Source organism: Arthrobacter sp. (assembly GCF_031179985.1).
Taxonomy (GTDB): Bacteria; Actinomycetota; Actinomycetes; order Actinomycetales; family Micrococcaceae; genus Arthrobacter.
Genome location: NZ_JAPSHJ010000001.1, coordinates 230,102 through 245,615 on the forward strand (window position 1 = coordinate 230,102; position 15,514 = coordinate 245,615).

10 protein-coding genes and 1 tRNA gene are annotated in these 15,514 nt (G+C 62.2%); 3 read left to right on the top strand and 8 right to left on the bottom strand.

Translation table 11 applies throughout. The features are described 5' to 3' along the window. The 8 genes from metG to ilvD form a co-directional block, all read right to left on the bottom strand. Positions 1 to 1,544: methionine--tRNA ligase (metG, locus tag RIN13_RS01155; protein ID WP_309105482.1), on the bottom strand; the 1,544-nt coding region annotated here is incomplete at its 3' end. 64 nt (positions 1,545 to 1,608) lie between these two features. Beyond that, positions 1,609 to 2,367, bottom strand: a complete 759-nt coding sequence (locus tag RIN13_RS01160; protein WP_309105483.1) for an ATP-binding cassette domain-containing protein — start codon at positions 2,365 to 2,367, stop codon at positions 1,609 to 1,611. Next, positions 2,364 to 5,159, bottom strand: a complete 2,796-nt coding sequence (locus tag RIN13_RS01165) for an FtsX-like permease family protein (RefSeq protein ID WP_309105484.1) — start codon at positions 5,157 to 5,159, stop codon at positions 2,364 to 2,366. The genes RIN13_RS01160 and RIN13_RS01165 overlap by 4 nt, the downstream gene beginning before the upstream one ends. A 207-nt stretch (positions 5,160 to 5,366) precedes the next feature. Beyond that, positions 5,367 to 6,956 carry a phosphoglycerate dehydrogenase gene (gene serA, locus RIN13_RS01170; protein ID WP_309105485.1) on the bottom strand — a complete coding sequence of 530 codons (1,590 nt, stop codon included), beginning with the start codon at positions 6,954 to 6,956 and terminating at the stop codon, positions 5,367 to 5,369. Positions 6,957 to 7,080: 124 nt separating this feature from the next. After that, positions 7,081 to 8,130: a ketol-acid reductoisomerase gene (gene ilvC, locus RIN13_RS01175; RefSeq protein WP_309105507.1), complete on the bottom strand. Its 1,050-nt coding sequence runs from the start codon at positions 8,128 to 8,130 to the stop codon at positions 7,081 to 7,083. 59 nt (positions 8,131 to 8,189) lie between these two features. Further along, positions 8,190 to 8,702, bottom strand: coding sequence for an acetolactate synthase small subunit (gene ilvN, locus RIN13_RS01180; RefSeq protein WP_247043049.1), 513 nt, complete (start codon positions 8,700 to 8,702; stop codon positions 8,190 to 8,192). 2 nt (positions 8,703 to 8,704) lie between these two features. After that, complete coding sequence (locus tag RIN13_RS01185; RefSeq protein WP_309105486.1) at positions 8,705 to 10,606, bottom strand: acetolactate synthase large subunit; 1,902 nt, start codon at positions 10,604 to 10,606, stop codon at positions 8,705 to 8,707. Positions 10,607 to 10,979: 373 nt separating this feature from the next. After that, positions 10,980 to 12,701, bottom strand: a complete 1,722-nt coding sequence (gene ilvD / locus RIN13_RS01190) for a dihydroxy-acid dehydratase (protein ID WP_309105487.1) — start codon at positions 12,699 to 12,701, stop codon at positions 10,980 to 10,982. Between the two features lie 313 nt (positions 12,702 to 13,014). Between ilvD and RIN13_RS01195 the strand changes: the two genes are divergently transcribed. The 3 genes from RIN13_RS01195 (at position 13,015) to RIN13_RS01205 (ending at position 15,433) form a co-directional block, all read left to right on the top strand. Then, the gene (locus RIN13_RS01195) at positions 13,015 to 14,016 is read left to right on the top strand and encodes a hypothetical protein (RefSeq protein WP_309105488.1); all 1,002 of its coding nucleotides are present in this window, start codon (positions 13,015 to 13,017) and stop codon (positions 14,014 to 14,016) included. 87 nt (positions 14,017 to 14,103) lie between these two features. Further along, positions 14,104 to 15,240, top strand: coding sequence for a PQQ-dependent sugar dehydrogenase (locus RIN13_RS01200; RefSeq protein WP_309105489.1), 1,137 nt, complete (start codon positions 14,104 to 14,106; stop codon positions 15,238 to 15,240). A 117-nt stretch (positions 15,241 to 15,357) separates the two neighbouring features. Further along, positions 15,358 to 15,433 (top strand) — tRNA-Lys (locus RIN13_RS01205). Positions 15,434 to 15,514 lie beyond the last annotated feature (81 nt).

Below are 15,514 nucleotides of genomic sequence, written 5' to 3' on the forward strand. Positions count from 1 at the left end.
TCTTCGTACTTCGGAAACACCGGCGCCGGGGCGGGAAGGCCGGTACCGGGCACGATCGGCGTCGCGATGGCGGAGAACTCACGTGCTTCCCCTTCCGGCTGGCCGAGGGTATCCAGCAAAGCAGCTGACGCCGTCGGCATTACCGGCTGCACCAGGATGGAGACAATGCGAAGCACCTCCAGCGTGACGTAGAGGACCGTGTTCATGCGTTCGACGTCGGTCTTCCGCAGCACCCAGGGTGCCTGCTCCGCGAAGTAGGCATTGGTATCCCCGAGGACGGCCCAGATAACCTCCAGTGCACGGCTGAATTCCTGCTTCTCAAAGGCAGTCCTGGCTGCTTCAAGCAGGCCGCTGGCCTGGCCAAGCAGGGCCTTGTCCTCGGCCGTGAATTCACCGGGAACAGGTACCTGGCCGTCGCAGTTTTTCGCCACCATGGAAAGTGAGCGCTGGGCGAGGTTACCGAAGTTGTTGGCCAGATCAGCGTTGGCGCGGCCCACGATTGCGTCGTGGCTGTAGCTGCCATCGGCACCAAAGGGAACCTCCCGAAGGAAGAAGAACCTCACCTGATCGAGTCCGTACTGCGCAACGAAGTCGGCCGGTGCCACCACGTTGCCCAAGGACTTGGACATCTTCACGCCGTTGTTGTTCAGGAAGCCGTGGATCATGACCCGCTTGGGCAGTTCCAGCCCCGCGCTCATCAGGAAGGCGGGCCAGTAAATTGCGTGGAAGCGGCTGATGTCCTTGCCGATCATATGCAGATCCGCAGGCCAGAACTTGCGGAAGGACGCCGAATCAACATCCGGGTAACCCACCCCGGTGAGGTAGTTGGTCAGCGCATCCACCCACACGTACATCACGTGCTTATCGTTCCCCGGGACCGGGACACCCCAGTCAAACGTGGTCCGGCTGATCGAGAGGTCCTCCAGTCCGCGCTTGACGAAGCTGATGACCTCGTTGAAGCGGTACTGAGGTGCGCCGAACTCCGGCTGTGCCTCGTACAGCGCCAGCAGCCTGTCCTGGTAGGCCGACAGGCGGAAGAAGTAGCTCTCCTCTGCCGTCCAGGTCACCTCGGTATCTGTTTCCCGGGAATAGCGGATGCCATCGTCCTTCACCAGGGTGTCGTCCTCGACGTAAAACGCTTCATCGCGGACGGAGTACCAGCCCTCGTACTTGGAGAGGTAGATGTCGCCTTTGGCTTCCATCTTTTTCCAGATCGCCTGGGAGGCTGCGTAGTGGTCTGCATCAGTGGTGCGGATGAACCGGTCGTACGAGATCCCCAGCGCAGCATGCGCGCCTTTGTAGACCTCGGCGTTCCTGTCCACCAGCTCCTTGGGAGTGATGCCTTCCTTCTCCGCCGTCTGGGCGATCTTCATGCCGTGCTCGTCCGTGCCAGTCAGGAACATCACGTCATAGCCATCGAGACGCTTGAAGCGGGCCATCGCGTCGGTGGCAATGTACTCGTAAGCGTGGCCGATGTGCGGCACCCCATTGGGGTACGTGATGGCCGTAGTGAGGTAGTACGGAGGCTTGTCTGAGGAAGTCACTGGCGGAAAATACCTTTTAGTGCGAAGGGACAATGGGCCGCTGGTGTGCGCGCCTACTGCAAATCTAGATCAGTTCGGTCAGGGTATCGCTCTGGCGGACCAGTTCGTGGTCATGTGAAGCGACCAGGACAGCGATTCCGTCCGATGTTGTGTCCTTGAGGATGCTGATGATGCGGTTGGCTGAAGTACGGTCCAAGCTGGCCGTCGGTTCATCCACCACCAGGACACGCGTTCCCAGGATCAGTGCGCGGGCGATAGCAACACGCTGACGCTCGCCGCCTGACAGCTGGGCCGGGCGGTGACGCATTCGCCTGCCCAGGCCCACAAGATCCAGGAGGTCCTTGGCCATGTCCCTCCGCTGGTCCACCTCTCCGTCCGGAACGGCAGGGAGAAGCACGTTCTCCAGGGCGCTCATGCCGTCGATCAGTGCCCCGCCCTGGTCCACGTAACCGATCAGAGCGCGACGGCGGTCGGCGATTTCGTCGTCGCCCATGCTTTCCAGCGACTGGCCTTCCCAGTAGACCCGTCCCGACGTGGGCAGGCTGAGGCCCGCGCCGACGGTCAGGATACTGGTCTTGCCGGAGCCGCTTCGCCCGGCAACGCAGTGCATCTCACCGGCGTGCAGGACCAGGTTGAATCCCTCGACGACGTTGACGGCTTCCGCGCCGCCCTTCTGACCGCCATAGCGGATGGTGATGTTGCTCAGCTCCAGGGGTGTGCCGTGGTCCTCGGCCCTCAGGATGGTGTTGGCACGGGTCTGGAGCGAACCGTCACCGACGTCGGTTCCGGAATAATCGTCGTCAAAGTTCAGGTCGTTAGTCATCGGACCACTTTCGTTGCAATTGGAATCCAGCAAAGTACAGCCAGCAGTCCGGCGAGGCCGGCCCACAAAGCAGCGTAGGGGGCCAGGAGGATACCGATCCCCAAGGCGCCAAGAACGCCCAGCGGAAGGGCCACTGAACCCACCAGGGCGTTTTCGAAGAACCGGACCTGGCCGAGCATGTCAGGGTTCCACCCCATGGCCTTCAAAGTCCCCAAGTATTCGCGTTTAGCCTGAAGTTCGAAACGCCCGGTCACCAGTGTCAGCAACAGCCCGACCGCCACACCCGAGAGAGCAAGGATGATGCTCGGAAGCGCAATACTTGCCGCCGCGATCCCGCTGAGTGCGCTGGCACCTGCGGCCCGGGGAATATCGATAAGCAGGGCAATGAGGCCGCCAACTGCTGCACCGAACACTCCGACTGCCACAGCCAAAGACAACGTGTTGAACTTGTTGGTGGTCAGCTGGCGGTTGGCGAAGGTGAGCGGCGAGTCGACAGCGATGAGCCGCTCGTCGTGCTGGGGCTCCTGGTCCACCTCGTCGCGGTGCCGAAGCTGGCGGGCCGCGAAGTAGGCGGCAGCCAGATACAGCGTCAGGACCGATGCCGAGACGATGGCGGTGGCAGGGCTCCAGGTCACCAGCGAGAGGATAGTTCCGGCGATGGCGAGCAGTGCAGCTCCCACGCCGAATTCAGCCAGTACCCAGGAACGGATCCTGCGTTGGGTCCAGCCCATCGCACGAAGGGTTCCCGCTTCCGTTCGGCGTTGCCGTATGTAGCTGACGGTGGACGCTCCGGTGAGCAAAGCAGCGCCGCACAACGTCAGGAACAGCAGCGTGAGGTTGGTCCCCGTCAAAGAGCCGGAAACGGCGTCGGCCGCATCCTGCCGGACCCAGGATTGCATAACGGTGCCCAGATCGGATTCCTTGCCCGCGTCATCCTTGGAGTAGCCCGGAACGAAAATGTTGGCGTCTTCACGGGCGGACCCGGCCACAATGGTCGCGTCGAGTCCCATGTCCCGGATCTCTGCCGCAAGCTTGTCGACGTCGGGCTGCGCCTGCTTCCAGCTGCCCGGCGCCTTAGCCCGGACACGGACGGCGTCGATGACCGAGGCGTTCTGGTCGTACCCCCGTGCCGCGGCAAGGCCGTAGTAGTCGGTGATAGCGCCGGCGGACTGGCTGACCAGACCGGTGGCACTCAGAGACGGTTTGAGCTCCGCTGCCGGCACATCCTTGCCCTCGGCGTCTTTTACGAGGGTCATGGGTGACGGGTCGTAACCGCCCAAGGGCAGCCTGTTGACGTCGCCGGCCGCTTCCTGGACCTTGGCGGCGTCGAACGTCCCGTACACCATGGCAAGCGGAGGGGCGAGCTTTTTGCCGGTCTCCAGGCTTTCCCGGTAGGCACGTTCGTCCACGGGCTTTCGCTGGGTCTGGTCGACAGGTGCGCCTGCGGCGTCCTTTTCCGGGAGGCGGTTTACAGTGACCCATTCACCGGGGACAGCAGTCTTCTCCTGCGCGCCGTTGTCCGCTGTGTCACCGTCGGTGTACTTGGGAGCCGACGCAAAGTCGGTGGTCCACTGCGCCGGGTTGTAAAGGCCCTGGCTGAAGTTGCCGGAATTGCCCAGGAGCTGCGAGTAGTCCTTGGAGCCAGGCCATGACAGCGCGAAGGGAGACTTGGAGACGAACGGCAGGTAGTCCTTGTCCAGTGACCGGGTGACAGTGCCGACGTCCTTGACCACGTTGCCGGATCCGTCGATTTCCTCGATCTTGACCGAGTACTTCAGGTCAAGGGAGGTCCCGGAACGTACGATGAGCGGGATGGCCTGGGAGTCATCCGTCAGTTGGCCGTTTCGTTTGGCCTGCTGGTACTGGGTCATCAGCGGGGCCCAGTACTTGAGCTTTACCCCCAGGAAATCGGGGCCTTCTTCGAGCTCCTGCATGCTGATGCCTGTGGTGAACAGGCTTTCGAAGTGACGGCCGATCGCTCCCGCATTGCGGGCATCGGCCGGGGGTGCCTTCTCAAGGGGCGCCAGGAAGTCACCGGCACTTCCCAGGAGTGCGCGCTCAGAGATCGGGTCAACCGCGACGACGGATTCCGTCACCTGGGGCGCCAGGGGCAGGGACACCGAGAGGTTGAAAAGATTGTGTTCCGATCCGCCGGCAGGGGCGGGGAACTTGATACCTGTCTCGTCGTCCGGACCGGCAATGCGGATGTTCTTTCCGCCCGGAGTTTCTTCCTCGACGAGCTTGGCCTTGCCCAGTGACCCTTCGGCCATGGACTTGAACAGCGTCTGCTCCGAGTGGCCGTCCGAGCTCACAGCACTCGCCGTCAGCCGGTAGGTCTTGGCCTCATCGGTCAGCACAGACTCTGCTGCCGGCCATTTGCTGGGGTCGGTGCCCCCGGGCTCTGCGGCTGTCGCTGTGCCCACCAGTCCGGCGTTGAAGCCGAGGTAGTCCATGGCGTCCAGGCGTGGCGCCTCGAGGTTTTGGCTCACCCTGGAAACGAGGCTGATGGGGGCGGCCACGGAGGTTCCGGAGAGCTTCCGGAGGGCGTCCAGTTGATCAAAACTGATTCCGCCCTGGCCGTTGGCGATTTCCGGCTGCATCAAAGCGCCGCCGGCACCCGCCTTGGGTTGGACGAGGATGTCGTAAAGTCCTCGCGAATTCTCGTCGACTGTTCGGTTGAGCGCGGCTTGTGACTGTCCCTGGACGAGGACGGACAGGCACATGGCGACGATCAAAATGGCCGCGGTCAACATCAGCACTCTGCTTCTGATGAACCTCTGGACGGCGTTCATTGGGCTCCTGAAAGCTGGATTGCGTGCGCGCACACCACTGTTCACTCCAAACGGACGTGAAGGTGTCCCCTGCCGGATGTGCAGAACAAGATTGGCCGGCCCGCCGGCTGGAATCCCAGGAGGGACTCAGACGGAGAAAGCAGACCGGCCAATCATACGTGCCAGAAGTTACAACTCTGTCACTGATGGTTCACCTGAGGCGTTGCCTCAGTTTTCGAGGTCGACCTCACGCACCATTTCAGCGCCGATGCCGGCCTTGATTGCGTCAAGAACCTGCTGGGGAACGGAGCTGTCGATGGTCAGGAGTGCTAGCACCTGGCCTCCTTCAGTCTGCCGCGCGACCTGCATTCCGCCGATGTTGATGTTGTTCATGCCCAGGATGTGCCCGATGGTGCCGATCACGCCGGGACGGTCAGCGTAGGAAACCACTACGAGGTGCTCGCTGATGGGGATTTCAACGTCGTAGCCGTTGACTCCGACCAGTTTCTCAACCTGCTTGGGTCCTGTCAGCGTTCCCGCCACCGAGATCTGGCTGCCGTCGCTCAAGGCGCCGCGCAGGGTCAGGACGTTGCGGTAGTCCTCAGCTTCGGGGGTGGTGATCAGGCGGGTGTTGATGCCGCGCTGTTCGGCGATAACGGGCGCGTTGACGTAGGAGACCTGCTCGGTCACGACATCGGCGAAGATGCCCTTGAGAGCTGCCAGCTCCAGAACCTTGACGTCGAGCGCCGCAATTTCGCCCGCGACCTCAACATCGATCTGGGTCAGGGAGTCGTGCGTGAGCGCGGTGAAGATCCTGCCCAGCTTTTCGATGAGGGGGATGCCGGGTCGGACGTCCGGGGCGATGATGCCACCTGCAACGTTGACCGCGTCCGGGACCAGCTCACCGGCAAGGGCAAGCCTGACCGACTTCGCCACGGAAACGCCGGCTTTTTCCTGTGCTTCGTCAGTGGAAGCACCAAGGTGCGGAGTGACCACGACGTTGTCCAGTTTGAAGAACGGCAGGTCGGTGCTGGGCTCCTTGACGAAGACGTCGACACCGGCGCCGGCGATGTCGCCGTCCTGCAGCGCTGTGTACAGTGCTTCCTCGTCGATGAGACCGCCGCGTGCCACGTTGATGACGTAGGCGGTTGACTTCATCTTCTTGAAGGCGTCAGCGCCCAGCATGCCGACCGTTTCGGGGGTCTTGGGCATGTGGATGGTGATGAAGTCCGAGTGGGTCAGCAGTTCATCCAGGGTGACCAGCTTGACGCCGAGCTGCGCTGCCCGGGCCGAGGTGATGTACGGATCGTAGGCGAGGATTTCGGTTTCGAAGCCCTGGAGGCGGGCAGCAACGAGCGCGCCGATGCGGCCGAGGCCGATGATGCCGACCTTCTTCTCAAAGAGTTCAATCCCCGAGTACTTGGAGCGCTTCCATTCGCCGTCCTTGAGGGCGGCGCTGGCCTGCGGGATGTGACGTGCCAGGCTGAGGATGTGGCCAACGGTGAGTTCCGCGGCGGAAACAATGTTCGACGTCGGGGCGTTGACCACCATGACGCCGGCCTGTGTGGCGGCTTTGATGTCGACGTTATCGAGCCCGACGCCCGCACGGGCAATTACCTTCAGGTTCTTGGCCGCGGCGATTGCCTCGGCGTCCACCTGGGTGGCTGAGCGCACGAGGATGGCGTCGACGTCGACGATCGCAGACAGCAGCTGGGAACGGTCGGCGCCGTCGGTCTGGCGGATTTCGAAGTCCGGGCCCAGGGCCTCGACTGTGGCGGGCGAAAGTTCTTCGGCGAGCAGTACTACGGGTTTTGACACGGCTGATCCTCTGCGTTGCAGTCCGGGGGGTATAACAAGTCTAGGCCGACAGAAAGGCCGGGCCCACATTGTGAAGTGTGAGCCCGGCCATTTTCCGGTGCCTCGGCTATGCGAAAAGCATGGCCTAGCGGGCTACTGAGCCCTCTGTGTAGTCATCGCTGGTCTTGATCCAGGAGAAAAGCTTCCGCAGTTCGCGGCCGGTGGCCTCGATCGGGTGGTCTTCACCCTTCTTGCGCAGCTCTGCAAACTCCGGAGCGCCGGCGTCCTGGTCGTCGATGAAGCGCTTGGCGAAGGCACCGTTCTGGATGTCCGCCAGGACAGCCTTCATGTTTTCCTTCACCTCGGGGGTGATGACGCGCGGGCCGGACACGTAGTCGCCGTATTCGGCGGTGTCCGAGACGCTCCAACGCTGTTTGGCGATGCCGCCCTCCACCATGAGGTCAACGATGAGCTTGAGCTCGTGCAGAACCTCGAAGTAAGCGACCTCGGGCTTGTAGCCGGCTTCAGTCAGGGTTTCGAAGCCGTACTGGATGAGCTGTGATGCGCCGCCACAGAGAACAGCCTGCTCGCCGAAGAGGTCCGTCTCGGTCTCTTCGGTGAAGGTGGTCTCGATGACGCCTGCACGGGTTCCGCCAATTGCCTTGGCGTAGGACAGGGCCAGTTCCTTGGCCTTGCCGGAAGCATTCTGCTCCACGGCAATCAGGTCGGGTACGCCGCGGCCGGCCTCGAATTCGCGGCGCACGATGTGGCCCGGACCCTTGGGGGCAACCAGGGCGACGTCGACGTCTGCGGGCGGCTGGATGTAGCCGTAGCGGATGTTGAAGCCGTGGCCGAAGAACAGGGCGTCGCCGGCCTGCAGGTTCGGGGCGATGTCCTCAGCGTAGACGTGGCGCTGGACCTGGTCCGGCGTGAGGACCATGATCAGGTCGGCTTCGGCAACGGCGTCGGCAACGTTCAGGACGCGCAGGCCCTCGGCCTCGGCCTTGGCGCGGGACTTGGAGCCTTCTTTCAGGCCGACGCGGACGTCAACCCCTGAATCGCGGAGGCTGAGGGCGTGGGCGTGGCCCTGGGAGCCGTAACCGATAACGGCAACGGTGCGTCCCTGGATGATCGACAGGTCGGCGTCGTCATCGTAAAACATTTCAGTCACTTGGGTGTCTCCTTTTGAGTGGATTCTTTGGTGTTGCTTGTAGGTGGAGCTTGTCAGTGGTGGTGGAGCGCCTTCCACAGTGCCTAAGCGCTGCGCAAGGCCCTGTCACTCATGGAGCGGGATCCCCGTCCAACGGCCAAGGTGCCGGACTGCACAATTTCGCGGATTCCGAAAGGTTCCAGCACGGAAAGCAGTGCCGTCAGTTTTTCGGGATGGCCGGTTGCTTCAATGACCACTGAATCTGTGGAGACGTCGACTACTGAAGCACGGAACAAATCTGCAGCGTGGGTCACCTGCAAACGGGTTGCGGCATCCGCCCGTACCTTGACCAGGATGTGGTCGCGCTGCACGGAGGATTCGGAAGTCAGTTCAACAATCTTGATCACGTTGACCAGCTTGTTCAACTGTTTGGTGACCTGTTCGATGAGGTCACCGTCGGCGTCGACCACAACGGTCATGCGGGACATACCCGGCACTTCCGTGGGGCCCACGGCCAAGGAATTGATGTTGAAGGCGCGGCGGGCAAAAAGGCTGGCCACGCGGGTCAGCACACCGGGCTTGTCTTCGACCAGAACGGACAGTGTGTGGCGGCTCATGATCAGTCCTCCTCTTCCCATTCCGGGGTCAGGTTGCGGGCAACCTGGATCTGGTCGTTGCTTACTCCGGCAGGGACCATCGGCCACACCATGGAGTTGGGACTGACCACGAAGTCGATGACGACGGGCCTGTCGTTGATTTCCAACGCTTTTTGGATAGTGGCGTCGATGTCCTCCACGCGTTCGCAGCGGAAGGACGCACAGCCATAGGCCTCCCCCAGTTTGACGAAGTCCGGGATGCGGACGGTGTCGTGACCGGTGTTGAGGTCGGTGTTGGAGTAGCGGCCTTCGTAGAAGAGGGTCTGCCACTGCCGCACCATGCCCAGCGAGGAGTTGTTGATGACGGCCACCTTGATGGGGATCTTGTTGATCGCGCACGTCGCCAGTTCCTGGTTGGTCATCTGGAAACAGCCGTCTCCATCGATTGCCCACACGACGCGGTCCGGTTCGCCCACTTTGGCGCCCATGGCCGCAGGCACCGCGTAACCCATGGTGCCGGCACCGCCCGAGTTCAGCCACTGGTGGGGCCGCTCATATTTGATGAACTGCGCTGCCCACATCTGGTGCTGCCCGACGCCCGCTACGTAGATACCCTCCGGGCCCGTCAACGCGCCAATGCGCTCAATAACGCGCTGCGGGGCTACGAGGCCGTCTTCAGGTTCCGTCCAGCCCAGCGGGTAGGTGTCGCGGAGGTTGTTCAGGAACGCCCACCAGCTGTCCAGGTCCGGGGTTCCGGAAGCCTCGAACTGGGTGCGTACTGCCTCTGTCAGCTCCGGAATGATCTCCTTGACTGAACCAACAATGGGAACATCTGCCGTTCGGTTCTTGGAGATTTCCGCGGGATCGATGTCGGCATGGATTACCTTGGCGTTGGGCGCGAAGGTCTTCAGGATTCCGGTAACCCGATCGTCAAAGCGGGCTCCGAGGGTGATCAGCAGATCGGACTGCTGGAGCGCCGTCACGGCGGAAACCGTGCCGTGCATGCCGGGCATGCCAACGTGCTGGGGGTGCGAATCCGGGAAAACACCGCGTGCCATGAGGGTGGTGACCACCGGGGCGCCGGTCAGTTCCGCGAGTTCGAGCAGCTCCGCGGAGGCATGCGCCTTGATGACGCCGCCGCCCACATACAGGACAGGCTTGCTGGCAGCAGCAATGAGCCTTGCTGCCTCCCGGACCTGCTTGTTGTGTCCGCGGACCACGGGACGGTATCCCGGCAGGTCGATCTTAGGCGGCCAGGAAAAGGTCATCTTGCCCTGCTGGGCGTCCTTGGCAACGTCCACCAGGACCGGACCGGGGCGACCGCTCGAAGCCAGGTGGAAAGCGGCGGCCATGACATGCGGGATCTCGTTCGGATCCGTGACGAGGAACGAATGCTTGGTGATGGGCATCGTAATGCCCACGATGTCGGCTTCCTGGAAGGCATCGGTGCCGATGACTCCGCTGGATACCTGGCCGGTAATGGCAACCATAGGCACGGAGTCCATATGGGCATCCATGATGGCGGTGACGAGGTTGGTGGCTCCCGGGCCGGACGTGGCGATACAGACGCCCACCCGTCCCGTAACCATGGCATAGCCTTGCGCGGCGTGGCCGGCTCCCTGTTCATGACGGACCAGAACGTGGTTCATTCCGGAAGCCATCAAGGGGTCATAGGTAGGCAGGATCGCGCCACCGGGCAAACCAAAAATATCGTCGACGCCGAGTTCTTCGAGCGAACGCACAATAGCTTCTGAGCCGGTCATCACCGTTGGGGGTACAACGTTGTTCGGCCCAAGGACAGGAGAGGCGGCTGCAGCAGTGTCGACGCCCGCTTCAGTGGGGCGGTCGACGCGTTCTGGAGCCTTGGGGGCTCCAGCGGACTTTGTAGCCATCAGCGAGGGGCTGATCGGCGATCCTTTGCTCATCGGACTCTTCCTTAGTGGATCTTGAATTATCGGTTACAGCGTGTGGAACTTCGGAATGATGCTTCGCGGCAATAAAAAAACCCCTCAGCCTGGTGGGCTCTTCGAGGGGTTGCGCGTGACAGTTCGTTACCAGTCGGGCTATTTAGCCACGCGCTTGGTAAGTACGACGACGTCGGTAACGAATGCGATCATGCGTTCAGTGTTCCCTCTAGGTAAGACATGTGTCAACGCAGCGACACCCCATCTCACCATCTGGACTTCATTGTCCATCAAATGGCCGCCTCCCCCAACCGGGTAGCAACAGATGCTGTTGTTGGAGCCCATAACAACATCTATTGCGACCCAGTTGGGTTAACCGCCGAACTGCGGGGTGCTACCCGCAGTATGCGCCGGTGGAGGCGCTGTGCACCAGCTTTGCGTACTTGGCCAGCACTCCCTTGGTGAACTTCGCAGGCAGCGGAGCCCAGCCCTCTTTGCGTGCTTCAAGCTCGGCAGGGTCAACCAGGAGGTCGAAGCTGCGGGCCGCGATGTCCACGCGGATCCGGTCACCGTCCTTAACAAAAGCGATGGGGCCGCCGTCGACTGCTTCCGGTGCAACGTGCCCGATGCAGAGCCCGGTGGTTCCGCCCGAGAAACGGCCGTCGGTCAGGAGCAGCACATCCTTGCCGAGGCCGGCGCCCTTGATGGCCCCGGTGATCGCGAGCATCTCCCGCATGCCCGGACCGCCCTTGGGTCCTTCATAGCGGATCACCACGACGTCGCCCTTGTGGATCTGGCCCTTGTCCAGCGCGTCGAGTGCTCCCTGCTCGCGCTCGAAGACGCGGGCAGTTCCCTCGAAAACGTCGGCGTCGAAACCGGCGCTCTTCACAACGGCGCCCTCGGGGGCCATGGTGCCGTGCAGGATGGTGATGCCACCGGTCTTGTGGATCGGGTTGTCCAGTGCGCGGAGGATCTTGCCGTCCAGGTCCGGCGGGTTGATGGCTTCGAGGTTTTCGGCAACAGTCTTGCCGGTCACGGTGAGGCAGTCACCGTGCAGCAGGCCGGCGTCGAGCAGTGCGCGCATGATGACCGGAACCCCGCCGATCTTGTCGACGTCGGTCATGACATAGCGGCCGAACGGCTTCAGGTCTCCCAGGTGCGGGATCTTGTCGCCGATGCGGTTGAAGTCTTCGAGCGACAGCTCCACTTCGGCTTCGCGGGCGATCGCGAGCAAGTGGAGGACTGCGTTGGTGGAGCCCCCGAAGGCCATGGTGACGGCGATGGCGTTTTCGAACGCCTTCTTGGTCATGATGTCGCGGGCAGTGATGCCAAGGCGAAGCAGGTTCACCACGGCCTCGCCCGACTTGCGGGCAAATTCATCACGACGGCGGTCGGCCGACGGTGGAGCGGCGGATCCCGGAAGGGACATTCCCAGGGCCTCGCCGATGCAGGCCATGGTGTTGGCCGTGTACATACCACCGCAGGCACCTTCGCCCGGGCAGATGGCCTTTTCAATGCGCTCGAGATCTCCGAGGCTCATCTTCCCGGCCGCGCAGGCGCCGACGGCCTCGAAGGCATCAATGAGTGTGACTTCCTTCTCGGAGCCGTCTTCAAGTTTCACCCAGCCGGGCATGATGGAACCTGCGTAAAGGAACACACTGGCCAGGTCCAGGCGTGCTGCGGCCATCAGCATACCGGGCAGCGACTTATCGCAGCCGGCCAGCAGGACGGAGCCATCGATCCGCTCTGCCTGCATTACGGTCTCCACGGAGTCAGCGATGACTTCGCGGGACACAAGGGAGAAGTGCATACCTTCGTGGCCCATCGAAATCCCGTCGGAAACAGAGATGGTGCCGAACTGCATGGGGAAGCCCCCACCAGCATGAACGCCTTCCTTGGCGCCCTGTGCCAGCCTGTTCAGGGAAAGGTTGCAGGGGGTGATCTCGTTCCAGGAACTCGCGACGCCGATCTGGGGTTTGGCGAAGTCGTCATCCCCCATTCCCACCGCACGGAACATGCCGCGCGCGGGGGCGGCGTGGATTCCATCGGTGACGACCCGGCTGCGGGGCTTGATGTCCGGCTTGATTTCTGTCGCGGTTTGGGTGGTCTCACTCATGGGTCAAAGTCTATGGCTCCTGAGAGGCCGCTATCGACCTGCGGTCCGGAGTTAAGGCCAAAAAGCGGAATATTTCGACCACATTGTGGACCAGTGTCTCAAGTTTTGAGACACGACGGCGTAAGAGCTCTATGGATGTTGCCTTGATCACCTCGTCCGCCGTAGTTCTCCAAGAGCTTTGATTCATTCATGACTTCCCTGGCGTCATCCGGGATGAACCGTTGTTGATGGCGTTGACAAACCTAGACAGTCACCTTGACGCGGACGTAACGTCGAGCATCGGCACGTTGGTACTTGAGGGAAAGGCTTTGCTATGGATTGGCTTATCTGGGTCATTGTCATCATTCTCATCGTGGCCGTTGTGTGGTGGCTGCTCAACCGCAACAGAGGAGCCTCCGTCATGGCTTCAGACCGGGCTGGCGCTTCAGAACAACGGGCGGAGTCCGTGGCCGGCCAGTCCCCCGCCGCAGCGCCAGCCTCCGTCTCGCCAGAACCGGCCGCCGCAGCGCCAGCCCCGGCACCCGCCAAAGAAACTGAAAGCTCCGGAAGCTCCGCCTACGCTGCGTCATCAGAACCAACTGCCACAGCCGCCTCTACTGCCCCCATGGCAGCAGAACAAGTGCCGACGGACGATCCCCGCCGCAGGGAGGCCGACTGGGCAGAAGCTCCGGCGCCGGATGGCGGAGATGTAGACGATTGGGACGCCGACGTCGAACCAACAACAGCTCACTCTGTATCCGCGGCCCGCATGGAAAAGGACAAGGCAGAAGACGCAGACAAGGCTGAATGGGAAGCCCAATGGTCGGAGGGCAGCACAGCACCGGGCCAGGCCATTCCGGCTCCCCATGAAAACACAGGGACGCATGCGCCCACGCTCCCGGGTGCTGAATCTGCTGCTGCAGAATCGGCAGACGCGGAGACAGCAGCATCAGCTCCGGCAGAGGCCACATCAGGAGAGACAGCCGCAACCGAGGCGTCAGCAGCCCAAACCACCCCGGCCCCTGCCGCTTTTGATCCTGACGAGGAAACCCTGCAGCGGGCTGAATCTTCAGCAGTGACGGAGTCCTCCCTGAGCCACACAGCAGAGCCCATCAGCCACTTGGCAGTGGACCAGCCCTATGGCGAGGGCTCAGCCGCCGCTGCTGCCGACGGTTCAGGCCCCGAGGGGTACACGGTCAAAGGCGACGCAGAGACCATGACGTACTTCGAGGAGACCAATCCGGCCTACGAAGAGGTCCGTGCCGGCGTCTGGTTTGAATCCGTAGCCCACGCCGAGGCAGCTGGCTTCCGCCCCCCACGCCGGACCCGGCTTTGACGATGTCCGTCGGCTTCTGCACGTGATTCCGGAGTAAAGGACATGCCTTCGGGAGGCACATTCGTCCGGTGCACCAGAGAGGGAGATGTGACCCGCGCCCGCAGATGGTCGGGCGCGGCATGCGTGGCTGCAGCTTTCCTGACGCTCTCGCTTACCGTTTCCGCTTGTAACGCCCAAGGAAATGGTGGCCCTCCGACGGGCAACGCCACCTCGCCAGCCTCAACTGCCACTCCCGGGGAGTCAGCGGCCGCCACTCCTGCGCAGCCACCGCGGGTGGCGAGGAAGGTCGACGTCGGGCTTGAGCTGCCATGGTCGACAGTTTTCCTTCCCGACGGCACTGCGGTGATATCCGAACGGGACAGTGCCCTCCTCAAGAGCGTCCGGGACGGACAGAGCCGGGAAATCGGGCAAGTTCCGGGCGTGGTCCCGGGTGGTGAAGGTGGCTTGCTGGGCCTTGCATTGTCGCCAGATTTCAGTTCGGATCGATACCTCTACCTGTACTTCACCGCCCAGGATGACAACCGGATTGCCCGGCTTCGCCTGAACGAAGCCGGTGAGCAGGGTCTGGAGGCCGGCACGCCGGAAGTCATCTTTTCCGGAATCTCCAAGGCATCCACCCACAACGGCGGTCGCATCCGGTTCGGCCCTGACGGATTACTCTACGTTGGTACTGGAGACTCCCAGCGCCGCGATCAGCCGCAGGACCCCAACGCTTTAGGTGGAAAGATCCTTCGATTGACGCCTGAGGGCCGCCCGGCGCCGGGGAACCCTTTCGGAGATAACCCGGTGTACAGCATCGGACACCGAAACGTCCAAGGTCTTGCCTGGGACAGCGAGGGACGGTTCTGGTCCAGCGAATTTGGGCCGGACGTCAACGACGAACTGAATCTCATCGTCCCCGGGGGCAACTACGGTTGGCCAAACGTGACAGGAAACCCGGGCCGCAACGGCTTTATCGATGCCGCGGTAGTGTGGCCGTCAACTGCTGAATCATCACCCAGCGGCCTGGAAATTATCGGGTCCACCGCCTACCTTGGGGCGCTGCGGGGTCAGCGGGTGTGGTCGGTGCCGCTGATGGGCGATAAAGCCGGAGATCCGGTGAGCTATTTCACACGGGAGTACGGACGGATCAGGGATGTATCACTCGCACCGGACGGAACGTTATGGGCGCTCACAAACAACCAAAACCCTGATTCCATCCTGGTTCTGAACGTCCCCCGGTAGCCTCCAACGACCGGTCCCCGCCGATTTCACACGCCGCCGATTCTCGTGTAGAGTTTCATGTCGTTGCGAAGAACAACGGAGGAAATAAACCGCCTCCCGAAATGCGAAACAACAGCTGCACCTCTAGCTCAACTGGCAGAGCAATTGACTCTTAATCAATGGGTTCCGGGTTCGAGTCCCGGGGGGTGCACCAAGCCGAAACCCCGTCTTGCAGGCCGTCTGGCCAGCGAGGCGGGGTTTTGTTTTGCCCCAGATCGGACGCGCAAATGACCCT